Here is a 24,195-nt window from a genome sequence, read left to right as displayed (position 1 = left end):
GCAAACCCCAGCATTGTCGGGCAAACCGGCGGGGCGGGTACATTCCATTTCCGCTGAAGCTCATGCCGTCCTCGACCTAAGACCTCACACCATGCCTTCGACCCGCCGCTCTCACCTGGCCGCCCTGCTGGCCGCATTCGCCTCGTCCGCCCTGCTGCCCGCCGCCCATGCCCAGGCGCAAAGCGTGTACAAGATCGGCGAGATCAACAGCTACAAGGCCCAGCCGGCCTTCCTGGAGCCCTACAAGAAGGGCATGGAGCTGGCGCTGGAGCAGATCAACGCGGGCGGCGGCGTGCAGGGCAAGAAGCTGGAGCTGGTCACGCGCGACGACAACGGCAACCCGGGCGACGCCGTGCGCGCCGCCGAGGAACTGCTGGCCCACGAGAAGGTGGACGTGCTCATGGGCAGCTTCCTCTCGCACGTGGGCCTGGCGCTGACCGACTTCGCGCGGCAGAAGAAGGTGTTCTTCCTCGCGGCCGAGCCGCTCACCGACAAGATCGTGTGGGAGAACGGCAACCGCTACACCTTCCGCCTGCGGCCCTCCACCTACATGCAGGTGGCCATGCTGGTGCCCGAGGCGGTGCAGCTGCGCAAGAAGCGCTGGGCCATCGTCTATCCCAACTACGAATACGGCCAGTCGGCCGTGGCCACCTTCAAGACGCTGATGAAGGCCGCCCAGCCCGACGTGGAGTTCGTCGCCGAGCAGGCCACGCCGCTGGGCAAGGTGGATGCGGGCAGCGTGGTGCAGGCGCTGGCCGATGCCAAGCCCGACGCGATCTTCAACGTGCTGTTCGCCGCCGATCTGGCCAGGTTCGTGCGCGAAGGCAACACGCGGGGCCTGTTCCAGGGCCGCAGCGTGGTGAGCCTGCTCTCGGGCGAGCCCGAGTACCTGGACACCCTCAAGGGCGAGACGCCCAACGGCTGGATCGTCACCGGCTACCCGTGGCAGGGCATCCAGACGCCCGAGCACAAGGCCTTCCTCGCGGCCTACCAGAAGCGCTTCGGCGACTACCCGCGCGCCGGATCGGTCGTGGGCTACAACGCCGTGCTCTCGCTGGCCGCCGGCCTGCAGCGCGCCGGTTCGGCCGACACCGAGCGCCTGATCGCCGCCTTCCGCGGCCTGCAGGTGAACACGCCCTTCGGCCCCATCACCTACCGCGCGCAGGACCACCAATCCACCATGGGCGCCTTCGTCGGCACGACGAAGAACGAGGGCGGCAAGGGCGTGATGGTGGACTTCCGCTACCTGGACGGCGCCAAGTACCAGCCCTCCGACGCGCAGGTGCGCCAGCTGCGGCCTGCCGCCGCGAACTGAGCGGCCCGCCCTTCCCTCCCTTTCGCGCATGGATCTCTCCGGCCTGCTGCTGCAGCTGCTGAACGGGCTGGCGGGCGCTTCCACCCTCTTTCTGGTGGCGGTGGGCCTGTCGCTCATCTTCGGCGTGACGCGCATCGTCAACTTCGCGCATGGCTCGTTCACCATGCTGGGCCTCTACGCGGCCTATTCGCTGGTCGATCGCCTGGCACCCGGCATCGGCTTCTGGCCCGCGCTGCTGCTGGCGCCGCTGGCCGTGGGGCTGCTGGGCGCGCTGGTGGAAGTGGCGCTGCTGCGCCGCATCTACCGCGCGCCCGAACTCTTCCAGCTGCTGGCCACCTTCGCGCTGGTGCTGGTCATCAAGGACGCAGTGCTCTGGGCCTGGGGCCCGGAAGAGCTGTTCGGCCCGCGCGCGCCGGGGCTGGAAGGCGCGGTGCCGCTGCTGGGCCGGCAGTTCCCGGCCTACGACCTGTTCCTGATCTGCGTGGGGCCGCTGGTGCTGGCCCTGCTCTGGCTGCTGCTGCACCGCACGCGCTGGGGCACGCTGGTGCGCGCCGCCACGCAGGACCGCGAGATGGTCGGCGCGCTGGGCGTGAACCAGGCCTGGCTCTTCACCGCCGTGTTCGCGCTGGGCGCGCTGCTGGCCGGCCTGGGCGGCGCGCTGCAGCTGCCGCGCGAGCCGGCGAACCTGGAGATGGACATGGCCACCATCGGCGCCGCCTTCGTGGTGGTGGTGGTGGGCGGCATGGGCTCGCTGCCCGGCGCCTTCGTGGCGGCGCTGCTGATCGCGGAGCTGAAGGCGGTGTGCATCTGGCTGGGCGTGGTGGAAGTGGCGGGCGTGGCCATCGCCTTTCCGTGCCTCACGCTGGTGGTCGAATTCCTGGTGATGGCCGCCGTGCTGGTCTGGCGCCCCTGGGGCCTGCTGGGCCGGCCGCAGGCCGTGCCGCGCCTCGCAGCCCCGGCCGAGGCCCCGCCGTGCCCGGCCAGCCGCGCGGCCCGCTGGGGCGCCGTGGCCGGCGTGGCGGCGCTGGCGCTGCTGCCCGTGGCGGCCAGCGCCTGGCCCTATGCCACGGTGCTGATGCAGGACATGCTGATCGCCGCGCTCTTCGCCGCCAGCCTGCATGCGCTGATGGGGCCGGCCGGCCTGCATTCCTTCGGCCATGCGGCGTATTTCGGCGTGGGCGCCTATGCGGTGGCGCTGCTGGTGCGCACGGCGGGCCTGCCCGTGCCGGCCGCGCTGGCGCTGGCGCCGCTGGCGGGCGGCGCCTTCGCGCTGGCCTACGGCTGGTTCTGCGTGCGCCTCTCGGGCGTGTATCTGGCGATGCTGACGCTGGCCTTCGCGCAGATCACCTGGGCCATCGCATTCCAGTGGGACGCGGTGACCGGCGGCAGCAACGGCATCACCGGCGTGTGGCCCCAGGGCTGGCTGGCCGAGGGCCCCGCCTTCTACTGGCTGGTGCTGGCCTGCGTGGCCGGCGGCATCTGGGCGCTGCGCCGGCTGCTGCAGTCGCCCTTCGGGCTGGCGCTGCGCGCGGCGCGCAATTCGGCCCTGCGGGCGGATGCCATCGGCATCGACGTGCACCGGCTGCGCTGGGCGGGCTTCGTGGCGGCGGGCATGGCCGCCGGGCTGGCCGGGGCGCTCTACGCGCTTTCCAAGGGCGGCGTCTCGCCCGGGGCGCTGTCGGTCGGCCAGTCGGTCGATGGGCTGGTCATGGTGCTGCTGGGCGGCGTGCAGTCGCTGGCCGGCCCGCTGGCGGGCGCGGCGGCCTTCACCTGGCTGCACGACACCATCGCCCGCCACACCGATTACTGGCGCGCCGTGCTGGGCGCGACCATGCTGGTGCTGGTGCTGCTGTTTCCGCAGGGGATTGCGGGCTTTGCGCAATCGCTGCGCGGGCTGCTTGCCATGAAAAACAAAGCGAAGCCGGAGGCGCAGCCATGAGCCTGCTGCAGGTGAGCGGCCTGGCCAAGGCCTTCGGCGGCGTGCAGGCGGTGGACGGCGTGGGCTTTTCCATCGCGCCGGGCGAGCTGCTGGCGCTGATCGGCCCCAACGGCGCGGGCAAATCGACCACCTTCAACCTGGTGGGCGGGCAGCTCAGGCCCGATGCGGGATCGATCCTGCTCGACGGCCGGAGCATCGCCGGCCTGCCGCCGCGCGCCATCTGGCGCCGGGGCGTGGGCCGCACCTTCCAGATCGCGGAGACCTTCTCCTCGCTCACCGTGCTGCAGAACCTGCAGATGGCGCTGCTGGCGGCCGACCGGCGCGTGTTCGACTTCTGGCGTCCGGCCCACACGCACCGCGTGGCGGACGCGCTGGCCCTGCTGGAGCGCGTGGGCATGCGCGCCCAGGCCGCGCGCCCCTGCAGCGAGCTGGCCTACGGCGACGTCAAGCGCGTGGAGCTCGCCATGGCGCTGGCCCATGCGCCGCGCCTCCTGCTGATGGACGAACCCACCGCCGGCATGGCGCCGGCCGAGCGCGTCGCGCTGATGGCCCTCACGCGCGAGCTGGCGCAGGAGCGCCGCATGGGCGTGCTGTTCACCGAGCACAGCATGGACGTGGTCTTCCAGCAGGCCGACCGCGTGATCGTGATGGTGCGCGGCCGCATCCTGGCCGAAGGCGCGCCCGCCGCCATCCAGGCCGATGCGCGGGTGCAGGCGGCCTACCTGGGCACGGGCACGCTGGCGGCCCGGCTGCGGCAGGCCGGGCAGGAGGCCGCGGCATGACGGGGCCGCACGCGAACACGGCTGCGCCGCTGCTGGAGGTCGAAGGCCTGCAGGCTTGGTACGGCGCTGCGCAGATCCTCTTCGGCGTGAGCCTGCAGGTGGGCCGTGGCGAGGTCGTGGCGCTGATGGGGCGCAACGGCGCGGGCAAATCGACCACCTTGAAAAGCATCGCCGCGCTGGTGGCGCGCCGCCAGGGCGCGGTGCGCCTGCTGGGGCAGGACGTGTCGCGCCTGGCGCCGCACCAGATCGCGCGGCGCGGCCTGGGCTACGTGCCGGAGGAGCGCCGCATCTTCACCGACCTGAGCGTGCTGGAGAACCTGGAAGTCGGCCGCCAGCCGCCGCGCCGCTGGCCCGACGGCAGCCCTGCGCCCCTCTGGACGCCCGAGCGGCTCTTCGCGCTCTTTCCCAACCTGGGCGAGATGCCCAGGCGCGCAGGCGGCCGCATGAGCGGCGGCGAGCAGCAGATGCTGACGGTGGCCCGCACCCTGATGGGCCAGCCCCTGGCCGTGCTGCTGGACGAGCCCTCCGAAGGCGTGGCGCCGCTCATCGTGGAGCAGATGGCGCAGACCATCCTGCAGCTCAAGCGCCAGGGCATCGGCATTCTGCTGAGCGAGCAGAACCTGACCCTGGCCGAAGCCGTGGCCGACCGCGCCTACGTGCTGGAAAAGGGCCGCATCGTGCATGCCGCACCCATGGCGGAGCTGGCGGCGGACGGCGCCGTGCGGCGGGCCTACCTGGGGGTGTAGGCCTGCCGGCGGGCAGGCCATGGCAGCCCAATCAGGCTACAGCCCTTGATACATCTGGGTATGCAGCTATCTTTTGAATAGCATCTCAACGGAATGGGAACGGCTGGAAGGTTCTGCCATCCACCGCGCCCTGCACTCGGCCTGCCGGTACCGCCGGGCCGACCGCCTCAGCGCGTCGTGGCGCTGTTGACCGCCTCCAGGATCACCGCCGCCACCTTGGCCGGCGCCGACTGCTGGGGCACGTGGCTGGTCGCCAGCGTGGTCACCTGGGCGCCGATGTCGCGAGCCATGGCCACCTGCTGCTCGGGCTGGATCATGTGGTCCTTGCTGCTCACGATGTACCAGGAGGGCTTGCTCTGCCAGGCCGCCACGCTCACCTTCTGCTCGAAGGCCTTGCCGTTGACGGGCCCCTGCGTCGCAGCCATCACGGCCGTGGTCCTGGCCGGCACGTCCTGCGCGAAGTGGCGCGCGATGCCTTCGGGCGTCATGCGCAGGTAGCCCGAGGCATCGGCCGTGATGAAGGCGAAGCCGGGCGCGGGCGGGTAGGCCTTGATCATCTCGCCGGCCGACTGGTTGGCCTGCGGCGCCAGCGCGGCCACATAGACCAGGCCCGAGACCTTCGGATCGGCACCGGCCTGGGTGATGACCACGCCGCCCCACGAATGGCCCACCAGCACGACCTTGCCGGGCTGCAGCGCCAGGGCGCGCTGGGTGGCGGCCACGTCGTCTTCCAGCGAGGTCAGCGGGTTCTGCACCGCCACCACGTTCACGCCCTTGGCCTGCAGCAGCGGAATGACCTTGGCCCAGTCGGAGCCATCGGCGAAGGCGCCGTGGACGATGACCACGGACGGCCTGGCCGGCTGTTGCTGCTGCGGTTGCGCCTGCGGCGCCGGTGCCTGCGCGAAGGCAGCGGAGCTGGCGGCGGCGGCCACGGCGAAGGCGATGGAGGCGAAGACGGCGGTGCGTTGGAACTTCATGGGGCGACTCACTGGAAAGAGAGAGGGAGGGAAAAGCGGAGGGGGCTCATCGGCATGCGCTGCCGGTGAGCCCGGATATTCACATTTAACCCAATTAAATTGAACACAATCTTTTCTATGGAGGCGTTTGCTGAAAACTTCCAGGCCCGCGCGCAGCCTCTCCCGCCCAGGGGCCCGGCGCACGTCCAGCGACCGCCCCGGGCCCGGGGCGCCCGATGTCAGTGCGCGCCGCGCAGCACCCGCCGGTACTGCACCGCCTCGCCCACATGCGCCACGCCGATGCGCTCGGCGCCGGCCAGGTCGGCGATGGTGCGGGCCACCTTGAGCGCCCGGTGCGTGCTGCGGGCCGACCAGCCCAGGCGCTGCGCGGCGTCCTGCAGAAAGCGCCCGGCGACATCGTCCAGCAGCAGGTGGGCGTCGATCTCGCGGCCCTGCAGCGCCTGGTTGGGCTTGCCCTGGCGGGCCACGGCGCGTTCCCGCGCAGCCTCCACCCGCGCGCGCACGGCGGCGCTGGATTCGCCGGGCGGCGCGCCCAGCAGTTCCTCGGCCGGCACGGCGGGCACTTCCACATGCAGGTCGATGCGGTCCAGCAGCGGGCCGCTGAGCTTGCCCTGGTAGCGCGCCACCTGGTCGGGCGTGCACCGGCAGGCGCGCTGTGGCGAGCCCTGGAAGCCGCAGGGGCACGGGTTCATCGCCGCGATGAGCTGGAACCGCGCCGGAAAGTCCGCCCGCCGCGCGGCCCGCGCGATGGTGATGCGGCCCGTCTCCAGCGGCTCGCGCAGCGCCTCCAGCGCGGTGCGGGCGAACTCGGGAAATTCGTCCAGGAAGAGCACGCCTTCGTGGGCCAGCGAAATCTCGCCCGGGCGCGGGGGCGAGCCGCCGCCCACCAGGGCGATCGCGCTGCAGGTGTGGTGCGGATGGGCCGTGGTTCGCTGCATCCAGCGGCTGGCGTCGAAGCGGCCGGCCAGGCTGGCCACGGCCGCGCTCTCCAGCGCCTCCTGCACCGTCATGGCCGGCAGCAGCGAGGCGAAGCGGTGCGCCAGCATGGACTTGCCCGAGCCGGGCGGCCCCACCAGCAAGAGGCCGTGGCCGCCGGCGGCGGCGATCTCCAGCGCCCGGCGCGCGGCGGCCTGGCCCTTGACGTCGGCCAGGTCGGCTTCGGGCGCCCGCACGGGCGGGGGCGCGGGCAGCACGCGGGCCCAGCCGCCCTCGCCTTCGTCGTCAGGCGCCGCAGCGCCCTGCCCTGCGGGCAGGAAGTGCCGCACCACGTCCAGCAGGTGGCGGGCGCGATAGACCTCGGTGTCCGGCACCAGCGCGGCCTCTTCGGCGCTGCCGGACGGCAGCACCATGCGCGGGGCCTCGCCCAGCGTGCGCAGCGCCAGGCTGGTGGCCAGGGCGCCGCGCACGGCGCGCAGTTCGCCCGAGAGCGACAGCTCGCCCGCGAACTCGTGTCCGGCCAGCCGCGCCGCATCGATCTGGCCGCTGGCCGCGAGGATGCCCAGGGCGATCGGCAGGTCGAAGCGGCCCGAATCCTTGGGCAGGTCGGCAGGCGCCAGGTTGACGGTGATCTTCTTGTTGGCCGGAAACTCCAGCCCCGCGTTCTGCAGCGCCGAGCGCACGCGCTCGCGCGCCTCCTTGACCTCCACCTCGGCCAGGCCCACCAGCGTGAAGCTGGGCAGGCCGTTGGCCAGATGCACTTCGACGGTGACCGCAGGCGCCTGCAGCCCCAGCAGCGCACGGCTTTGCACCAAAGCAAGACTCATATCGACACCCCTCCCCAGACAGGTGCATCGGGGACACATCCCCATGCATGGCTTTCTTGTTTGCACCATTACAGTGCATCACGTTACGGCATGCGTAAAGGGTAACGCGACGGTACAGGCCAGGACTGTAAGCCCGCCGGGCGGGCGGGGACACATTTCCGAGGGCGATGGCACGTTCCATGCTTTGTGCCCCCTATCCTGATACCCACTCACAGCAGGCGCGCCGCGCCCGACCCGGAGGAAACGCAAATGAAAATGGTGACAGCCATCATCAAACCCTTCAAGCTCGACGAGGTGCGCGAAGCCCTGTCGGACATCGGTGTGCAAGGCATCACCGTGACCGAGGTCAAGGGCTTCGGACGCCAGAAGGGCCATACGGAGCTGTACCGCGGCGCCGAGTACGTGGTGGACTTCCTGCCCAAGGTCAAGATCGAGGCCGCCGTGGCGGACGAGCTGGTCGAGCGCGTCATCGAAGCCATCGAAGGCGCAGCGCGCACCGGCAAGATCGGCGACGGCAAGATCTTCGTGGGCCACCTGGAGCAGGTGGTGCGCATCCGCACCGGCGAAACCGGCAAGGAAGCCCTCTAAAAGCCGGCCGCACACGCCCCGTACCCCGATACACATCCCGAGTACCGCCATGAAAAAACTGCTTGCTTCCTGCCTTCTGGGCTTGAGCCTGATGACCGCCGGCACCGCCGTGCTGGCCCAGGCGCCCGCCGCCTCCGAACCCGCCGCCGCGACGGCGCCCGCCGAAGCCGCATCCGCTGCAGCGCCGGCCCCCGCCGCCGCCGCCGAGCCGGCCAAGGCCGACGCAGCGCCCGCTGCCGCCGCACCGGCTGCCGCACCCGCGCCCAAGGTCGATTCCGGCGACACCGCCTGGATGCTGACCTCCACGCTGCTGGTCATCCTGATGACCATCCCCGGCCTGGCACTGTTCTACGGCGGCCTGGGCCGCTCCAAGAACATGCTGTCGGTGCTGATGCAGGTGTTCGTGATCTTCTCGCTGGTGTCGCTGCTCTGGGCCATCTACGGCTACAGCCTGGCGTTCTCGGGCGAGGGCAAGTTCTTCGGCGGCTTCGACAAGCTGTTCCTCAAGGGCGTGACCCAGGAGACCTTCGGCGCGCTGACGACCATCCCTGAATACGTGTTCTTCGCGTTCCAGGGCACCTTCGCCGCCATCACCGTGGCGCTGATCGTGGGTTCGTTCGCCGAGCGCATCAAGTTCGCCGCCGTGCTGATCTTCTCGGTGCTGTGGTTCACCTTCAGCTACGTGCCCATGGCCCACATCGTGTGGGGCGGCGGCCTGCTGGGCGCCGACGGCGCGCTGGACTTTGCCGGCGGCACCGTGGTGCACATCAACGCCGGTATCGCCGGCCTGGTGGGCGCCTACATGGTGGGCAAGCGCCTGGGCTTCGGCAAGGAAGCCTTCACGCCCCACTCGCTGACGCTGACCATGGTGGGCGCCTCGCTGCTGTGGGTGGGCTGGTTCGGCTTCAACGCCGGCTCCGCCGGTGCCGCCAACGCCAACGCGGGCCTGGCCTTCGTGAACACCGTGCTGGCCACCGCTGCCGCCACGCTGTCCTGGATCGGTGCCGAAGCCCTGCACAAGGGCAAGGCCTCCATGCTGGGTGCTGCCTCCGGCGCCGTGGCCGGCCTCGTGGCCGTGACGCCCGCTGCCGGCTTCGTGGGCCCCATGGGCTCCATCGTGATGGGCCTGCTGGCTGGCGTGGTCTGCCTCTGGGGCGTGGGTGGCCTCAAGCGCCTGCTGGGTGCCGATGACGCCTTCGACGTGTTCGGCGTGCACGGCACGGGCGGCATCCTGGGTGCCATCCTGACCGGCGTGTTCGCATCGCAGAGCCTGGGCGGCACGGGTGGCCTGACCCCCGACACGTTCAGCATGGGCGCACAGGTCTGGATCCAGGTCAAGAGCGTGCTGCTGACCCTCGTGTGGTCCGGCGTCGTGGCCTTCATCTCCTACAAGATCGCCGATCTGCTGGTGGGCCTGCGCGTCAGCGAAGAAGCCGAGCGCGAAGGCCTGGACATCACCTCTCATGGCGAAACGGCCTACCACCGTTGATGCCACCCGATCCCGCCCGGTGTCTGGTGGCATCGGGTGGGTGGTAAGCCGAACCCCCGACGGGGTTCATTGACGAGTGACTCCTCTATGGATATTTGGCCCGCCGCCCGGCGGGCCTTTTTTTTGCCCGCGCGGGCCGTTGAGGGAAGCAGGAAGAGGCAGCGACGGGCCGCGGAGCAGCGAAGGGCCGGGGGAATCGGCCGGCGGGATCAGGGACGCCGCTGTAGCCGCGGAGGCGGGCAAGCCGGTCAGGCAGGCTGGAAGCCGTTACCGTCCCGCAGCGGACTGCACCAGCGCCTGGATGCGCTGGCCGAAGACCTGCAGCTCGAAGGGCTTGGTCAGCACCTGCATGCCTGCGGGCAGGTGGCCGTGGCTGAGCACGGCGCTTTCGGCGTAGCCGGTCACGAACAGCACGCGCAGCGCCGGGTCCAGCTCGCGCGCCGCATCGGCCACCTGCCGGCCGTTCATGCCGCCGGGCAGGCCCACGTCGGTGACCAGCAGGGCGACGTCCGCATGGCGCTTGAGCACCTCCAGCGCCCGGGGGCCGTCTTCGGCCTCCAGCACCTGGAAGCCCATCTCGCGCAGCATCTCCACCATCAGCAGCCGCACCGGGGCCTCGTCGTCCACGACCAGGATGGTCTCGCCGCGGCCCACGGGGCCCACCGGCGCCGGCGGCGCGCCGGCGTCTTCCACCGGCAGGTCGGCGCCCTGGTAGCGGGGCAGGTAGATGCACACCGTGGTGCCGGCACCAACTTCCGAATAGATCCGCACCTGCCCGCCCGACTGGCGCGCGAAGCCATAGACCATGGACAGGCCCAGGCCGGTGCCCACGCCCAGGGGCTTGGTCGTGAAGAAGGGGTCGAAGGCCCGCGCCATCACGTCGGCGGGCATGCCGGTGCCGTTGTCGCTCACGGAGATGGAGACGTACTGGCCGGGGGAGATGTCGTCCTCGCTGGGGACGGGCCCGTCGATGGTGCGGTTGGCCGCCTCGATCACCAGCCGCCCGCCGCCCGGCATGGCGTCGCGGGCGTTGATGCAGAGGTTGAGCAGCGCGTTCTCCAGCTGGCCCGGGTCGGCCTGCACGGGCCACACGCGCTCACCGGCGATCACGTCCAGCGCGATCTGCGGGCCGATGGTGCGGCGCACGAGTTCGTCGAAGCCCGCGATCAGCTGGTGGACCTTCAGCACCTTGGGCTCCAGCGTCTGCCGGCGCGAGAAGGCCAGCAGCCGGTGGGTCAGCGCGGCGGCGCGCTTGGCGGCGTTCTGGCCGATGTCCACGTAGCGGATGCCGGGCGATTCCGGGCCCAGGTTGCGCCGCAGCAGTTCGAGCGCGCCGGAGATGGCGCCCAGGATGTTGTTGAAGTCGTGCGCCAGCCCGCCCGTGAGCTGGCCCACGGCTTCCATCTTCTGCGACTGGCGCAGCGCGGCCTCGGACTTCATCAGCTCGGCCGTGCGCTCCTGCACCTTGCGTTCGAGCGAGTTGGCCAGCGCATGCAGCTTCTGCTCGACGCGGCGCCGCTCCACGGCATGCCGCGTGCGGTGGGCCACGTCGCGGATGAGGCTCAGCTCTTCCGCCGTCCAGTGCCGGGCGCTTTCATGGTTGAGGTAGAGCAGGGCGACCAGGCCGCCCTCCTCGCTCACCGGCAGGTTGATGACCGACTGGGCGCTGATGGCGATCAGCGCATCGGCGTTGTCGCGGGTGCGCGGGTCGCGGCGCGCGTCGGCGAAGACCACCGTCTCGCCGCGCTTCAGGTCGTCGATGTAGCTGCCGTAGTCGCGAAAGCTCAGGGTGCCGGCCAGCGTCTGGATGCCGGGCGCGTTCCAGTCGCGTTCGATGGTGATGGTCTCCGACTTGCGATCGACCAGGCCGTAGCCGGCGCGGCTCACGTCCAGCGCGCGCCCCAGCGCCTCGGCGGCGCGGTAGGCGATCTCGCGCGGATCGGGGATGACGCCATAGACCTCGCGGTCCAGGTAGTCCAGCAGCTCGGCGCGGCGCAGCGACAGCATGGTGTCGGTGATCTCCTGCGAGATGCCGGCGATGTTGATCGGGCGGCCCTGGGCGTTCTTCTCGAGCCGGCCCACGACGCGCACCCAGGCCAGCTGCCCGTCGGGCCGCACGATGCGGTATTCGATGCGGTAGTCATCGCCCGAGGCCATGGTGTGCGCCACGGCGGCCAGCATGCGCGGGCGGTCGTCGGGATGGACGGCCTCCAGCAGTTCCTCGTAGGAAAAGGGCCGGTCTTCGTCGCGGCCGAAATGGCGCTTGCAGTGGGCGGACGCGATCAGCTCGTTGCGGACCAGGTCGAGCTGCCAGACGCCCAGGCCGCCCGCATCGGTGGCGGCGCGCAGGCGGGCCTGGCCGGCCTCCACCTCGCGCACGCGCTCGGCCAGCTCGGCCGTGAGGCGCTCGGCCTCGTCCTTGGCCGCGCGCAGTTCGCGCTCGGCGGCGGCGCGGGCCTGGCGCTCGGCCACCTCGCGCAGCGCGCGGTCCAGCACCGAGGCGAGGCGCGAGAGGCGGCCCTTGCTCACGTAGTCCCGGGCGCCGCGCTTGAGCAGCTCGACCGCGTTGTCCTCGCCGATCACGCCCGATACGAAGATGAACGGCACCTCGGGCGCGCGCTCGCGCGCGAGGGCCAGGGCCTCGGTGCCGCTGTAGCCCCCCAGTTCGTGGTCGGACAGGATGATGTCGATGCCGCCGCGCTCCAGCGCGGCCGCGAAGCCCGCGCCGTCGCCCACCAGCTCCAGCCGGGCGCGGGGATAGGCGGCGAGCAGCGCCTCGTGCAGCAGCTCGGCGTCGAAGGCCGAATCCTCCAGAAGGAGGACCTGCAAGGGCTGCTGGGAAGGCACTGGGGAGGCCGCCGCCGGCTCAGTCATAGCGGCGGCTGGCCCGCAGCGAACCCGGCGGCGGCTCGTTGAGCACCGCCCAGAACACGCCCAGGTCGGCGATCGCCGAGACGAACTGCTTGAATTCGACGGGCTTGACCACGTAGGCGTTGACGCCCAGCTCGTAGCTGCGCAGCAGGTCGGACTCTTCCTGCGAGGAGGTCAGCATGACCACCGGGATGCTGCGCAGCGACGGGCTGTTGCGCACGGCCTCCAGCACTTCGAGCCCGTTGACCTTGGGCAGCTTCAGGTCCAGCAGGATGACGGCGGGATTGCCCTCCTCGCGGACCGCATGCTCGCCCTCGCGGCGCAGATAGGCCAGCGCCTCGGCGCCGTCGCGCAGCACCACGACTTCGTTGGCCAGCTGGCTGCGCTCCAGCGCGAGCAGCGTGAGTTCCTGGTCGCGCAGGTCGTCTTCGACCAGCAGAATCGGTTTAAGCATGATCGGCCGAGGCTCCATCGGGGGAATGCATGCCGGCATTTTGCCGGGCTTCGGGCAGAACGAAGCCGAAGCGGGCGCCTTGTCCCGGCTCGCCCCAGGCCCAAACCTGGCCGCCGTGGCGCTCCACGATGCGCTTAACGTTGGCCAGGCCGATGCCCGTGCCCTCGAACTCATCGCTCTGGTGCAGCCGCTGGAAGACGTTGAAGAGCTTGCCCACGTACTGCATCTGGAAGCCCACGCCGTTGTCCTCCACCTCCAGGCCCTCGCCCTCGGGGCGACGCAGGGCGCGCACGGTGATGACGGCCGGGTCGCGGTCGCGGCTGTACTTGACGGCATTGCCCATGAGGTTGCGCACCGCCACCTGCAAGAGCAGCGGGTCGGCGGTCAGCTCGGGCAGGTCGGGCGCGATGCGCCATTCGATGCGGCGCCCGGGCTCGTGGCGCGAGAGCTCGCGCGCCAGGCCCTGCACCAGACCGGCGGTCTCCACCCGCTTGAGCTTGAGCGCGGTGCGCCCCATGCGGGAGAAGTCGAGCAGCGCATCCACCAGCTGCCCGGCGAAGGCCGCGGCGCTCTTGACGTGGCGCATGTAGCGGTGGGCGCGCTCGCTCAGGGCCGCGCCCTCGGTGTCCATCACCAGATCGACATAGCCCGCGATGTGGCGCATGGGCGCGCGCAGGTCGTGCGAGACGGTGTACGAGAACGCCTCCAGCTCCTTGTTGACCCGGCCCAGCTCGTTGGCGATGGCGGCCAGTTCCTCGGCGCGCCGCAGCACGATGCCGATCAGCGCCTGCCGCAGCTCGCCCGCGGCGGACACCTCGGCGCCCGACCAGGGCAGGCAGCGGCCGCCGATCTGCTGGGCCCAGCGCTGGAAGCTCAGGCGCGGGTGGATGCGCCCGCCCGCATCGGGCTGCGACGACTTGCGCGGATCGCCCGCCCAGGTCACGGTCTGCACCACTTCGGGCCGGAACCACAGGATCACGTGGCGGTGCACCTGCGAGATGGAGATGGCCAGCACGCCGGCTGCCGTGCCCTGCCAGCCGGCGGCCGGCGCGTAGTGGGCCGCGAGCTCGTCGCTCTGATAGACCTCGGAGCCCAGCCCCGCGATCCAGCCGGCCAGCTCCAGCAGCGCCGGGGGCGGTGGCGTCTCGCCCGTGGTCCAGGCCTGCTCGTCCAGCACCACGGCGGCGCCGCTGGCGCGGGCCATGCGCAGCAGCACGGCGGGCTCCTCCAGGATGCGGCGCAGGCTGGCGTCGCTGTCCGCGAGGTGGGCGACCAGCTGCAGGGTGAGCTGGCGCAGGTCCAGGCGGGCCTCCACCTCGGCATTGGCCTGCTTGGCCTCGATCTGCATCGACAGCAGCTGGCCCAGGTGGCTGCAGGCGGCGCGCACGCTGGATTCGAGCAGGCGCGGCTCGTGGTGGTGGCAGGACACCAGGCCCCAGAGGCGCCCATCGACCACGATGGACACCGACATGGATGCCAGCGTGCCCATGTTGCGCATGTATTCCAGGTGCACCGGCGAGACGCTGCGCAGGAAGGCCTGCGACAGATCGATCTCCCCAGGGGCGGGGCCGTCCGGCGCGGCCAGCAGCGGCACGGCCTGGTAGTTGGCGTCAGGGATCAGCCGGAAGCGGTTGGACAGGTAGAGCGCGCGCGCCTGCTGGGGAATGTCGGAGGCCGGGAAATGCAGCCCCAGGTAGCTCTCGTAGCCGGGCATCAGCGCCTCGCCCAGCACTTCGCCGTGGCCTTCGGCGTCGAAGCGATAGACCAGCGTGCGGCCGAAGCCCGTCAGGCGCTGCAGCTCCTGCGCGGCCAGATCGACCAGCGCCTGCACCGTGCCTGCGGCCTGCAGCCGGGGCAGGAAGTCGCGCGCCAGGCCGTAGATGGGCGCCTCGGGCCGCGGCACTTCCGCCTGCGGCTCGCATTCCACGATCAGCTGCGTGGCATTGCGGTGCGCCCAGCAGACGTGGCGGCGGCCGGCCAGATCCATCACGCCCACCTGCACCGAAGAGCCGTCCGCCGGGGTGTCGCCCAGCAGCTGGGCATCCAGCACGCTCAGGGCGATGGGCGCGATGTCGGCCCAGTTGGCGCTCCAGGCCTGCAGCGCCTGGGTGGTGCCGTCCAGCACCAGCATGCGGCCGTGCGGCTGGATGGCGCCGGGCACTCGGATGGGCTCGCGGTCGCAGAAATGGAGGTCGGGAATCGGTTTCAAGACGTAAGGCCGATGAAAATCAGCGCGCAGGACAAGGCCGGGGAACGGGGCCGGGAACCAGGCGCCGCCGTCGCTCCGGTGACGCCGCGAAGCGCCGATCATGCCAGCGCCGAGCATGGGAGGTTGGGTTAGATTCCCTCGGCAGGCCCCCTGCCCCCGCCTCAAACCGCTTTCAAGGAACCCCGCCGCATGACCTGGACCGCCGCCACCACCGAGCCTTCCCAACTGGGTGAATCGCCCTTCTGGCACCCCGACGAGCGGCGCCTGTACTGGGTGGACATCTCCGGGCGCCGGGTGTCGCGGCTGGACCCGGCCTCCGGCGCCGTCGAGCACTGGCCCATGCCCACCGAGCCCGGCTGCATCGCCCCGGTGCCCGGCGGCGGCCTGGTGCTGGCGCTGCGTGCCGAGGTCGTTTTGGCCCGGCAGTGGCAGGGCACGCTGGAGCCCATCGCCCGCCTGCCCTTCGACCCGGCCACCCAGCGCGCCAACGACGGCAAGTGCGATGCGCTGGGCCGCTTCTGGGTCGGCTCCATCCACGAACCCCAGGCCGGGCCGCGCCAGCGCGTCGCGGCGCTCTACTGCATCGACGCGCGCGGCACCGGCCCGGCCACGGTGCGCCGCGTTCTGGACGGCGCGGCCACCGCCAACGGCCTGGCCTGGTCGCCCGACGGCGGCACCATGTACTGGTGCGACACGCCCTCGCACACCGTCCATGCCTGGGCCTGCGATGGCGACCTGATGCCCCAGGGCGCGCCCCGCGTGCTGCGCAGCTTCGAGCCCAAGCCGGCCGGCTGGCAGCCCGGCCAGACGGGCTATGGCGGCCGCCCCGATGGCGCGAGCGTCGATGCCGAAGGCGCCTACTGGAGCGCGCTCTACGAAGGCGAGCGCGTGGTGCGCCTCTCGCCCCGGGGCGAGGTGCTGGCCGACCTCGCCCTGCCCCTGCGCTGCCCGACCATGCCCTGCCTGGGCGGCGACGACGGGCGCACGCTGTTCGTCACCTCCGCCAGCCACGGCCGCCCGGCCGACGAGCTGGCCGCGCTGCCGCAGTCGGGCTGCATCGTCTCGACGCGGGTGGAAGTGCCGGGCCTGCCGGTGGCCTTCTTCGACGCCGGCGCGCACTGAGGCTCGCCGCCCTCCGGGCAAACCTCACGCGCCCCGTTCAAAAAATTCAAGCCCGGCCGCCGGCCCCTGCGCGGGGCACTGCCGTACTATCCCCGGCATGGATTCAGCCCTCAGCCAGATCGTGGAGCGCGTGCGAGCCAGCGCCTCCGACCGCCGCCCGCTGCGCTTGCGCGGCGGCGGCACCAAAGACTTTCACGGCGGTGCCGTGCTGGAAGGCGAGGTGCTCGACCTGCGCCCGCTCGCAGGCATCATCAGCTACGAGCACAGCGAGCTGGTCGTCACCGCCCGCGCCGGCACGCCGCTGGCGGAGCTGCAGGCCCTGCTGGCCTCCCAGGGCCAGTGCCTGCCCTTCGAGCCCCCGCATTTCGCGCCCGGCGCCACCGTCGGCGGCATGGTGGCCGCGGGCCTCTCGGGCCCGGCGCGCGCCAGCGTGGGCGCGGTGCGCGACTACGTGCTGGGGCTGGAGATCGTCAACGGCCGCGCCGAGCTGCTGCGCTTCGGCGGCCAGGTGATGAAGAACGTAGCGGGCTACGACGTCTCGCGCCTGATGGTGGGCGCCTGGGGCACGCTGGGCGTCGTCACCGAAGTGAGCCTGAAGGTGCTGCCCGTGCCGCCGGCCGACGCCACCCTGCGCTTTGCCTGCACCCAGGCCCAGGCGCTGGAGCGGCTGCACGCCTGGGGCGGCCAGCCCCTGCCCCTGAACGCCAGCCGCTGGCAGGCCGATGCCCCGGGCAGCGCCGGCTCCGACGGCCCGGGCACGCTGCACCTGCGCCTGCGCGGGGCCACCGCCGCCGTGCAGGCCGCCTGCCGCACGCTGGGCGGCGAGCGCGTGCCCGACGCCGAGGCCGTGCAGGCCTGGGCCGACTGCCGCGACCAGGCCCTGCCCTGGTTCGCCGCCCGCACGCCCGGCCAGGCGCTCTGGCGCCTGTCGGTGCCCGCCACCGCGCCGGTGCTGGCGCTGCCCACCGGGGTCGCGCCGCCGCTGGTCGAATGGCACGGCGCGCTGCGCTGGGTGCAGGCCGCGCCGGAACACGGCGAGGCGCTGCGCTCGGCCGCCCGCGGCATGGGCGGTGACGCTACGCTTTTCATAGCTGCAAGCGCAGACCCAGCAAGCGCAGAAGGCACTTTTGGCCTGCAATCCCCGGCGCTGGCGCAGATCCATGCGCGGCTGCGCCAGGCTTTCGATCCCGCCGGCATCTTCAATCCCGGCCGGCTCGGTTGCTGAGCCCGTCTGTCGCCATGCGGCTGCTGCGCCACCTGACCGGACTCCACCGGACGCACTTCACCAACCGCATGCTGGGCCTGCTGCTGGCCTTCAACGCCGGCGCGGTGAATGCGGGCGGCTTCCTGCTGCTGGCCCGGTACACCTCGCACATGACGGGCTTCACCTCGCAGGTGGCGGACTCGCTGGTGATGGGCGACATGCAGATGCTGCTCGGCGCGCTGGGGGCCATCGTCTCCTTCCTGGCCGGCGCGGCCACCGCCGCCATCCAGATCAACTGGGGCCGGCAGTACCGGCTGCGCCACCTCTACGCCCTGCCCCTGCTGCTGGAGGCCGCGCTGATGCTGCCCTTCGGCCTGATGGGCGCCATCACGCTCGAATGGACCACGCCCTTCGCCGTGCCGCTGACGGTGCTGCTGCTGTCCTTCATGATGGGCGTGCAGAACGCGGTGGCCTCCAAGGTCTCGGGCGGCAAGATCCGCACCACGCACATGACGGGCAACTTCACCGATCTGGGCATCGAGATCGGCAAGGCCCTCTACTGGAACCGCAAGCGCACCCAGGCCAACCGCGTGCAGCCCAACCTGCAGCGCGTGCGGCTCTTCGGCGGGCTGATCCTGGCCTTCGTGCTGGGCGGCGTGGCCGGCGCGGCCGGCTTCAAGTACGTGGGCTTCATCTGCGTGCTGCCGCTGGCCGCGCTGCTGCTGTGGCTGTCGCTGCCCGCCTACCTGGACGACCTGCGCCGCAACCGCGCCCTGCGCGAATGGACCTTCGGCTGGCTGCGCCTGCGGCGCCCGGCCCGGCACGCCTCCGACGACGCCCCGCCGCCGCGCTGACCGCGCCCTCTCCCGCCCGCTCCCCACCCACAAGACCACGATGCAAACCACGCTAGCCCCCCAATACCAGGGCACGCCCGAAGGGCAGGAGGCCGAAGCCATCCTGCGCAAGTGCGTGCATTGCGGCTTCTGCACCGCCACCTGCCCCACCTACCAGCTGCTGGGCGACGAGCTGGATGGCCCGCGCGGCCGCATCTACCTGATCAAGCAGGTGCTCGAAGGCGCCGAGCCCACGCGCAAGACGCAGCAGCACCTGGACCGGTGCCTGACCTGCCGCAACTGCGAGAGCACCTGCCCGAGCGGCGTGCAGTACGGGCACCTGGTGGACATCGGCCGCAAGCTGGTGGACGAGCGGGTGCCGCGCCCGCTGGCCGAGCGCGCCAAGCGCTGGGCGCTCAAGGAAGGGCTGCCCTCGCCCCTCTTCGGCCCCGCCATGAAGGCCGGCCAGGCCGTGCGCAGCCTGCTGCCCGAGTCGCTGCGCGCCAAGGTACCCGCGCCGCAGCAGGCCGGCGCCTGGCCGGTGCGCGAGCACGCCCGCAAGGTGCTGATGCTGGCCGGCTGCGTGCAGCCCGCGATGATGCCCAACATCAACCGCGCCACGGCGCGCGTGCTCGACGCCGCCGGCATCCAGACCGTGATCGCCCCGCAGGCCGGCTGCTGCGGCGCGGTCAGGTTCCACCTGAACGACCAGGCCGGCGGCCTGGACCAGGCGCGCGCCAACATCGATGCCTGGTGGCCCTACGTGGATGCCCAGGGCGGCGTCGAGAGCATCGTGGTCAACGCCTCGGGCTGCGGCGTGATGGTCAAGGACTACGGCCACCTGCTGCGCGGCGATGCGCAGTACGCCGAGCGCGCCGCCCGCATCAGCGCCCTGGCCCGCGACCTGTCGGAGCTGCTGCCCGATCTGCTGCCCGAACTGGCCGAGCGGCTGCAGGGCCGCATCGACCCCGCCCAGGCGCTGCTGGCCTACCACCCGCCCTGCACCCTGCAGCACGGCCAGAAGCTGCGCGGCGGGGTGGAGGCGCACCTCACCGCGCTGGGTTTCCGCGTGCGCACGGCGCGCACCGAATCGCACCTGTGCTGCGGCTCGGCCGGCACCTATTCGGTCCTGCAGCCCGAACTGGCCTACCCGCTGCGCGACCGCAAGCTCGCCGCGCTGGACGACGCCTTCGCCGAAGGCGAGAAACCCGCCGCCATCCTGTCGGCCAATATCGGCTGCATCACCCACCTGCAAAGCGGCACCGACGTGCCCGTGCGCCACTGGGTGGAGGTGCTGGACGAGGCGCTGATCGGCCGCTGACGCCGGGGCCTCTGCGGCTACACCGTCGGCACGGTGCCGCCGTCGATCCGGTACTCCGCTCCGCACAGCGAGCCGGCGCGGGGCGAGACGAGAAAGGCGATCAGGTCGGCCACTTCCTGCGGGGTCGCCGGCCTTCCGATGGGAATGCCGCCCAGCGACTGCATGACGATGCGCCGTCCGCCCTCGTAGTCGGTTCCGGCCTGCGCGGCCAGGCGTTCGGCCAGGGCCACCGAGGCGTCCGTCTCCACCCAGCCGGGGGCGACGCTCAGCACCCGCACGCCTTGCGGCGCCAGTTCCTTCGACAACGCCTTGCTGTAGGTGGTCAAGGCCGCCTTGGCGGCCGCATAGGCCGTCGTGGACTCAGGCAGCGGCAGCAGGCGCTGGATCGAGCTGACATGCACCACCACGCCAGCGCCTCGCGAGCGCATCGTGGGCAGCAGGGCGCGGTCGAGCCGCACCGCGGCCATCAGGTTCTGGTTCAGCGCGTCGGCCCACTGCGCATCGTCCAGCACCGCGAAACCGCCGGGCGGCGCGCCCGATCCGCCCAGCACGTGGACCAGCACGTCGAGCGCGCCCCACCGGTCCAGCACGGCCTGTGCAACGGCTTGCGCACCGTCGGCCGTCGCCAGATCGGCAGCCACATAGGACACGGTGGCGGTCTGGTGCGCGGGGGCCGAGCGCGCGACGGCCATGACTGCGGCGCCGGCCTCCTGCAGGCTCCGCACGACGGCAGCGCCTATGCCCTTGGTTCCGCCGGTGACCAGCGCCCTTAGAACGTGTTTACGATCTCGCAGGGGATCGCGTTGGAACGCAATCGGGATGAGTGGATGCCTCGGATGCGCCGCATGGGCTGGTGCCCATGCAAGCAGCCGGGGCGTTCAATCGCCCGATTTCGCTCCAACCCGAAGGGCAGCTACGTCGGCGGGCGGTCTGCGGCGTTGCCGCGCTTGTGGATAGCCGTGCTATCCACTGCGCACCGCGCCTTGCATCCCATCCCGCAGACGTAGCTGCGCGACCCCGGGGAGATCGTAAACACGTTCTTACGCCCTGCAGTTGGAGGTCCAGGCTCATGGCGCGACCTCCAGCGCGGCGATCAAGCCCTGCTCCAGCTGGAAGCGGTAACGCAGATCGACCGGGCTGCCGGGGAAGCTGCCTTCCACCCGGCTGGTGACGATGCACCAGGCATCGCGGTGTTCCAGCGCCTGGGGCGTGGAGGTGTAGGCGTAGCGGGCCGACGCTTCGGCCTGCCATGCCTGGATGGCCTCGCGGCCCTGGTACGTCCGGCCTTCGTCGCGCACGGTGGCGTCTGCGGCGAAGCAGCGGGCGAAGGCGTCCGGCGCCTTTCCATGGGCTGCGAAAAAAGCGGCCAAGGGTTCGGGGAGCTTCAAGGGATGCATGGCGATGACTCCTGTGGGATGAGGGAAGCCGCCAGGATGCGCCGGCCTCATCCATTAGTGAATCATCTAGAGTTTTAATGGGTTATGTAGAAGGAAATACACAATGCGCGGCGCCGAATTTGCAGAACTGAAAGCCTTTGCCACGGTCGTGGAACGGGGCAGCTTCGCGCGTGCGGCTGCGCAGCTGGGACTGTCGCCCTCCGCCTTGAGCCAAACCATCCGCCACCTGGAGACCAGGCTGGGGGTGCGGCTGCTCAACCGCACCACCCGCAGCGTGGCCCCCACGGCACCGGGGGCGCAGCTGCATGCGCGCCTGGCCCCGCTGATGCAGGAAATGGCCGACGCCGTGGCCCAGGCCAGCGCGGCCACGGGCCAGGCGCGTGGCACGCTGCGGATCAACACCCTGGGCATGGCCGCGCGGCAGGTCGTGATACCGCGGCTGGCCCGTTTCCACCGCGCGCATCCGGAGGTGGTGCTGGACCTGGTGGTGGACGACGGGTTGACCGATATCGTCGCCGGCCGGTTCGATGCCGGCATACGCGTCGGCGGCCGGCTGGAGAAGGACATGGTGGCCGTTCGCCTCACGCCGGATGTGCAGATGGTGGCGGTGGCCTCGCCCGGGTACTTGGCGCGCTGCGGCACGCCCCGCTCACCCGCCGAGCTGCGCGGCCATGCCTGCATCCAGTGGCGCCTGCAGAGCGACGGGTCTGCCTATCGCTGGGAGTTCGAGAACCAGGGGCAGCGGCAGGAGGTCGCCGTGGAAGGCCCCGTCGTCACCAACGATTCGGACGTCGGCGTGGCCGCTGCGCTGCAGGGGCTGGGCATCGCCTATGTGTTCGAGCGGGACAGCGTCCAGGCGCATCTGGCCGAAGGCCGGCTGCTGCCGGTGCTGGAGGCGTGGGCGATCACCCGGCCGGGACTGTTCCTGTACTACCCCCACCGCCGGCATCGCCCTGCCGCATTGGGGGCTTTCATCGACTGCCTGCTCGACCGCGATGGGGCCGCGCCCCCACCGCCAGCGCGCGCCACGGGTGCGGAGTGAACCGCGCGCCTGCGGCCCCGGGCCCCTGCCGCGCAACGCTCCGCCCCACCCAAGATGGCATGATGGCGGGTTTTGACCGTTGCGCAGCCGCGCTTGAACCGCGTTTTCCTTGCCATGACCGACCCCGTGATCGCACCTGAACCACAGAACCCCGCTCCCGTGCCGGCGCCCCATGCGAGCGCCGCCGAGCCTGCGAACGGGGCCGTGGCGGCCCCGCAGCCAGCATCTGCCGACAGCGGCGCGGTGGGCACGGAAGCCGCCGATGGCACCCCAGCCCGCGCGGGCCAGGGCGCCCGCCGAGGTGGCCGCAACCGCCGCGGCGGCAAAGGCCGCCAGCCCGCCACCGCGCAGCCGGCCGGTGCCATCGCAGAGGCTGGCGCAGTGCCGCAGGCGCCGCGCCAGACGGGCGGCCCGCGCCGTACCCACCCGGTGCTGGAACAGCTCGCGGGCTTCTACCCCCACCTCTTCGGCGCACAGTTCCTGCCGCTCAAGCGCGGCATCTTCCAGGACCTGCAGGACGCCCACCCCGGCGCCTTCGAGAAGGAAGACCTGAAGGCCGCGCTCGGCATCCACACCCGCTCCACCCGCTACCTGCAGGTGGTGGCCGAGGGCCGCCAGCGCCACGACCTGCAGGGCCAGGCCGTGGAAGCCATGGCGCCCGAGCACATCCACCACGCGCTGCTGGAAGTCTTCCGCCGCAAGAAGCCGCGCGACGGCGAAGACCTCGTCGCCAAGCTGCGCCGCCGCATCGCCCAGGCCTATGAAACCTCGGGCCTCACGCGCGAGGCCTACGACGCGCTGGTGCGCGGCCGCGACGAGCGCGCCAACGCCCTGCTCGACGAAGCCTTCGCCGAAGTCGCCGAACGCGACGCCAAGGCCGAAGCCCTGCTGCGCGCCTACGAGGCCAGCGGCAGCACGTCGGTGGAGCAGTTCGCCGACATGTACGGCATGGAGCAGCGCAACGTGGGCCAGATGCTGGCCCGCGCGCGCCAGCTGCGCGGCCCGGCCGCGGCCTGATCCGGCCAGGCCCGGGCAGCCCGAGAGCAGCCGTGCCCACCGCCACCGCCCAGCGGCCCTTCGGCCGCCAGATCGACATCAACATCGCGGTCGCCGTCGCGGCCCTGGTGATCGCGCCCCTGGTCAATCCGCAGGGCGCCAGCCTGGGCGGCCCCGTGCATGCCGCGCTGCTGGCGCTGGTGCTGCTGTCGTGGTGGTCGCTGCGGCGCACCCGCAGCCCGCGGGCGCTGCTCTGGTGGAGCCAGCTCTCGGTGCTGGGCTGCGCGCTGGGCCTGCGCCTGCAGCTCGACGCCTTCGGGCCGGTGAGCGCCTACTGGCGCGCCTTCGCGGCGGTGCAGACGCTCATCACCATGGCCATCCTGTTCCCCCGCGCGCGGGACTATGCGGTGGCCGTGGCCATCACCCTGGCCGCATCGTTCATCGGGGTGGATCGCAGCTACTACCAGGCAGTGAACCCGGTCTTCTTCGCGCTCACCATGTACGGCGCCATCCGCGTGGGCAGCATGATGAACATCGTCATCATGCGGTCGCACCGCGAGATGCACGAAGCCACCGAGAAGTACCGCCGCCTCGCGCGCACCGACCCGCTGACAGGCCTGGACAACCGCCGCGCCTTCATGGAGCGGCTGACCGAAACCATCGCCCAAAGCACGCCCGGCCGGCTGCACATGGCGATGCTGGACCTGGACCATTTCAAGCGCATCAACGACACGCTGGGGCACGACGCCGGCGACGCCGTGCTGGTCGCCCTGGCCGGCTGCCTGCTGCGCCGCTGGCCCGCGGGCACGGCGGCGCGGCTGGGCGGCGAAGAATTCGCCCTGCTGCTGGCCGACCAGACGCCCGGGCAGGCGGCGCAGGCCCTGGAGCAGCTGCTGCAGGAGGTGCAGGGCATGGAGGTGGCCGGCACCGGGTTCAGCTTCAGCGCCGGGCTGGTCACGGCGCGCGTGGGCGAAGCGCCCTCGTCCCTGCTCACCCGGGCCGATACGGCGCTCTACGCGGCCAAGCGCGGCGGGCGCGGACGCATCGAAACCGTCGCCGGCTGAAGGCCGAGCCGACCAGCGCGCCCCGGGCCGGATCGTCGAAGTCCTCCGCAGCTCCGCGGCCGCACCGGCTCTGCTGACAAGAC

20 protein-coding genes are annotated in these 24,195 nt (G+C 71.6%); 13 read left to right on the top strand and 7 right to left on the bottom strand.

The features are described 5' to 3' along the window. Window positions 1-91: 91 nt before the first annotated feature. Genes BM070_RS03805 through BM070_RS03790 form a run of 4 tightly spaced genes read left to right on the top strand, consistent with a single transcriptional unit; the run spans window position 92 to window position 4,782 of the window. A complete protein-coding gene (locus BM070_RS03805) occupies window positions 92-1,315 on the top strand; it encodes an ABC transporter substrate-binding protein (RefSeq protein WP_092937749.1) in 1,224 nt (407 codons plus the stop codon). 28 nt (window positions 1,316-1,343) lie between these two features. Continuing rightward, complete coding sequence (locus BM070_RS03800; protein ID WP_092937747.1) at window positions 1,344-3,254, top strand: ABC transporter permease; 1,911 nt, start codon at window positions 1,344-1,346, stop codon at window positions 3,252-3,254. After that, complete coding sequence (locus tag BM070_RS03795; protein ID WP_092937745.1) at window positions 3,251-4,036, top strand: ABC transporter ATP-binding protein; 786 nt, start codon at window positions 3,251-3,253, stop codon at window positions 4,034-4,036. Before BM070_RS03800 ends, BM070_RS03795 begins: the two co-directional genes overlap by 4 nt. Further along, the gene (locus BM070_RS03790; RefSeq protein WP_092937743.1) at window positions 4,033-4,782 is read left to right on the top strand and encodes an ABC transporter ATP-binding protein; all 750 of its coding nucleotides are present in this window, start codon (window positions 4,033-4,035) and stop codon (window positions 4,780-4,782) included. Before BM070_RS03795 ends, BM070_RS03790 begins: the two co-directional genes overlap by 4 nt. A 167-nt stretch (window positions 4,783-4,949) precedes the next feature. Here the strand turns inward: BM070_RS03790 and BM070_RS03785 are convergent, their stop codons facing one another. Continuing rightward, window positions 4,950-5,759 carry an alpha/beta fold hydrolase gene (locus tag BM070_RS03785; protein ID WP_092937741.1) on the bottom strand — a complete coding sequence of 270 codons (810 nt, stop codon included), beginning with the start codon at window positions 5,757-5,759 and terminating at the stop codon, window positions 4,950-4,952. 218 nt (window positions 5,760-5,977) lie between these two features. Further along, window positions 5,978-7,522: a YifB family Mg chelatase-like AAA ATPase gene (locus tag BM070_RS03780; protein WP_092937739.1), complete on the bottom strand. Its 1,545-nt coding sequence runs from the start codon at window positions 7,520-7,522 to the stop codon at window positions 5,978-5,980. Between the two features lie 249 nt (window positions 7,523-7,771). Between BM070_RS03780 and glnK the strand changes: the two genes are divergently transcribed. Together glnK and amt are read left to right on the top strand one after the other, a co-directional pair. Beyond that, window positions 7,772-8,110, top strand: coding sequence for a P-II family nitrogen regulator (gene glnK, locus BM070_RS03775; RefSeq protein ID WP_092937737.1), 339 nt, complete (start codon window positions 7,772-7,774; stop codon window positions 8,108-8,110). Window positions 8,111-8,159: 49 nt separating this feature from the next. Next, on the top strand, window positions 8,160-9,599 hold the full coding sequence (gene amt / locus BM070_RS03770) for an ammonium transporter (RefSeq protein ID WP_092937735.1): 1,440 nt from the start codon (window positions 8,160-8,162) through the stop codon (window positions 9,597-9,599). A 267-nt stretch (window positions 9,600-9,866) separates the two neighbouring features. Here the strand turns inward: amt and BM070_RS03765 are convergent, their stop codons facing one another. The 3 genes from BM070_RS03765 to BM070_RS03755 are packed head-to-tail and all read right to left on the bottom strand — an operon-like array spanning window position 9,867 to window position 15,133. Beyond that, window positions 9,867-12,428, bottom strand: coding sequence for a response regulator (locus tag BM070_RS03765; protein ID WP_353615600.1), 2,562 nt, complete (start codon window positions 12,426-12,428; stop codon window positions 9,867-9,869). 37 nt (window positions 12,429-12,465) lie between these two features. Next, on the bottom strand, window positions 12,466-12,924 hold the full coding sequence (locus tag BM070_RS03760; protein WP_092937731.1) for a response regulator: 459 nt from the start codon (window positions 12,922-12,924) through the stop codon (window positions 12,466-12,468). Further along, on the bottom strand, window positions 12,917-15,133 hold the full coding sequence (locus BM070_RS03755) for an ATP-binding protein (RefSeq protein ID WP_245785097.1): 2,217 nt from the start codon (window positions 15,131-15,133) through the stop codon (window positions 12,917-12,919). The genes BM070_RS03760 and BM070_RS03755 overlap by 8 nt, the downstream gene beginning before the upstream one ends. Before the next feature lie 189 nt (window positions 15,134-15,322). Between BM070_RS03755 and BM070_RS03750 the strand changes: the two genes are divergently transcribed. The 4 genes from BM070_RS03750 (at window position 15,323) to glcF (ending at window position 19,613) form a co-directional block, all read left to right on the top strand. Beyond that, window positions 15,323-16,255: an SMP-30/gluconolactonase/LRE family protein gene (locus BM070_RS03750; RefSeq protein WP_092937729.1), complete on the top strand. Its 933-nt coding sequence runs from the start codon at window positions 15,323-15,325 to the stop codon at window positions 16,253-16,255. Window positions 16,256-16,352: 97 nt separating this feature from the next. Continuing rightward, window positions 16,353-17,480 (top strand): glycolate oxidase subunit GlcE, encoded by a 1,128-nt coding sequence (gene glcE, locus BM070_RS03745; RefSeq protein ID WP_092937727.1) that lies wholly within the window; start codon window positions 16,353-16,355, stop codon window positions 17,478-17,480. A 14-nt stretch (window positions 17,481-17,494) separates the two neighbouring features. After that, window positions 17,495-18,313 (top strand): YoaK family protein, encoded by an 819-nt coding sequence (locus BM070_RS03740; protein WP_092937725.1) that lies wholly within the window; start codon window positions 17,495-17,497, stop codon window positions 18,311-18,313. 40 nt (window positions 18,314-18,353) lie between these two features. Continuing rightward, complete coding sequence (glcF, locus tag BM070_RS03735; RefSeq protein ID WP_092937723.1) at window positions 18,354-19,613, top strand: glycolate oxidase subunit GlcF; 1,260 nt, start codon at window positions 18,354-18,356, stop codon at window positions 19,611-19,613. A 17-nt stretch (window positions 19,614-19,630) separates the two neighbouring features. On the opposite strand, the gene BM070_RS03730 is transcribed toward glcF, so the two are convergent. Together BM070_RS03730 and BM070_RS03720 are read right to left on the bottom strand one after the other, a co-directional pair. Next, a complete protein-coding gene (locus tag BM070_RS03730; RefSeq protein ID WP_092937721.1) occupies window positions 19,631-20,407 on the bottom strand; it encodes an SDR family oxidoreductase in 777 nt (258 codons plus the stop codon). Between the two features lie 273 nt (window positions 20,408-20,680). Next, the gene (locus tag BM070_RS03720) at window positions 20,681-21,010 is read right to left on the bottom strand and encodes a nuclear transport factor 2 family protein (RefSeq protein ID WP_092937717.1); all 330 of its coding nucleotides are present in this window, start codon (window positions 21,008-21,010) and stop codon (window positions 20,681-20,683) included. Between the two features lie 103 nt (window positions 21,011-21,113). Here BM070_RS03720 and BM070_RS03715 point away from each other — a divergent pair, with 103 nt between their 5' ends. The 3 genes from BM070_RS03715 to BM070_RS03705 all read left to right on the top strand — a co-directional run bounded on the left by BM070_RS03715 (window position 21,114) and on the right by BM070_RS03705 (window position 24,112). Then, a complete protein-coding gene (locus tag BM070_RS03715; protein ID WP_092937715.1) occupies window positions 21,114-22,052 on the top strand; it encodes a LysR family transcriptional regulator in 939 nt (312 codons plus the stop codon). Between the two features lie 114 nt (window positions 22,053-22,166). Then, window positions 22,167-23,069: a ProQ/FINO family protein gene (locus tag BM070_RS03710; protein ID WP_092937714.1), complete on the top strand. Its 903-nt coding sequence runs from the start codon at window positions 22,167-22,169 to the stop codon at window positions 23,067-23,069. Window positions 23,070-23,101: 32 nt separating this feature from the next. Then, window positions 23,102-24,112, top strand: coding sequence for a GGDEF domain-containing protein (locus BM070_RS03705; protein WP_092937712.1), 1,011 nt, complete (start codon window positions 23,102-23,104; stop codon window positions 24,110-24,112). The last annotated feature ends 83 nt before the right edge of the window (window positions 24,113-24,195 follow it).

The organism is Paracidovorax wautersii (genome assembly GCF_900113035.1).
GTDB classification, from domain to species: domain Bacteria; phylum Pseudomonadota; class Gammaproteobacteria; order Burkholderiales; family Burkholderiaceae_C; genus Paracidovorax; species Paracidovorax wautersii.
Note: the sequence above shows the minus strand (reverse complement) of the source record. Positions and strands in the feature narration are given on the sequence as shown.

What these genes read in the sequence shown, in the direction of transcription:
- BM070_RS03805 (WP_092937749.1), top strand. Translation starts at nt 92, where the DNA reads ATGCCTTCGACCCGCCGCTCTCACCTGGCCGCCCTGCTGGCCGCATTC.
- BM070_RS03800 (WP_092937747.1), top strand. Translation starts at nt 1,344, where the DNA reads ATGGATCTCTCCGGCCTGCTGCTGCAGCTGCTGAACGGGCTGGCGGGC.
- BM070_RS03795 (WP_092937745.1), top strand. Translation starts at nt 3,251, where the DNA reads ATGAGCCTGCTGCAGGTGAGCGGCCTGGCCAAGGCCTTCGGCGGCGTG.
- BM070_RS03790 (WP_092937743.1), top strand. Translation starts at nt 4,033, where the DNA reads ATGACGGGGCCGCACGCGAACACGGCTGCGCCGCTGCTGGAGGTCGAA.
- BM070_RS03785 (WP_092937741.1), bottom strand. Translation starts at nt 5,759, where the DNA reads ATGAAGTTCCAACGCACCGCCGTCTTCGCCTCCATCGCCTTCGCCGTG.
- BM070_RS03780 (WP_092937739.1), bottom strand. Translation starts at nt 7,522, where the DNA reads ATGAGTCTTGCTTTGGTGCAAAGCCGTGCGCTGCTGGGGCTGCAGGCG.
- glnK (WP_092937737.1), top strand. Translation starts at nt 7,772, where the DNA reads ATGAAAATGGTGACAGCCATCATCAAACCCTTCAAGCTCGACGAGGTG.
- amt (WP_092937735.1), top strand. Translation starts at nt 8,160, where the DNA reads ATGAAAAAACTGCTTGCTTCCTGCCTTCTGGGCTTGAGCCTGATGACC.
- BM070_RS03760 (WP_092937731.1), bottom strand. Translation starts at nt 12,924, where the DNA reads ATGCTTAAACCGATTCTGCTGGTCGAAGACGACCTGCGCGACCAGGAA.
- BM070_RS03750 (WP_092937729.1), top strand. Translation starts at nt 15,323, where the DNA reads ATGACCTGGACCGCCGCCACCACCGAGCCTTCCCAACTGGGTGAATCG.
- glcE (WP_092937727.1), top strand. Translation starts at nt 16,353, where the DNA reads ATGGATTCAGCCCTCAGCCAGATCGTGGAGCGCGTGCGAGCCAGCGCC.
- BM070_RS03740 (WP_092937725.1), top strand. Translation starts at nt 17,495, where the DNA reads ATGCGGCTGCTGCGCCACCTGACCGGACTCCACCGGACGCACTTCACC.
- glcF (WP_092937723.1), top strand. Translation starts at nt 18,354, where the DNA reads ATGCAAACCACGCTAGCCCCCCAATACCAGGGCACGCCCGAAGGGCAG.
- BM070_RS03720 (WP_092937717.1), bottom strand. Translation starts at nt 21,010, where the DNA reads ATGCATCCCTTGAAGCTCCCCGAACCCTTGGCCGCTTTTTTCGCAGCC.
- BM070_RS03715 (WP_092937715.1), top strand. Translation starts at nt 21,114, where the DNA reads ATGCGCGGCGCCGAATTTGCAGAACTGAAAGCCTTTGCCACGGTCGTG.
- BM070_RS03710 (WP_092937714.1), top strand. Translation starts at nt 22,167, where the DNA reads ATGACCGACCCCGTGATCGCACCTGAACCACAGAACCCCGCTCCCGTG.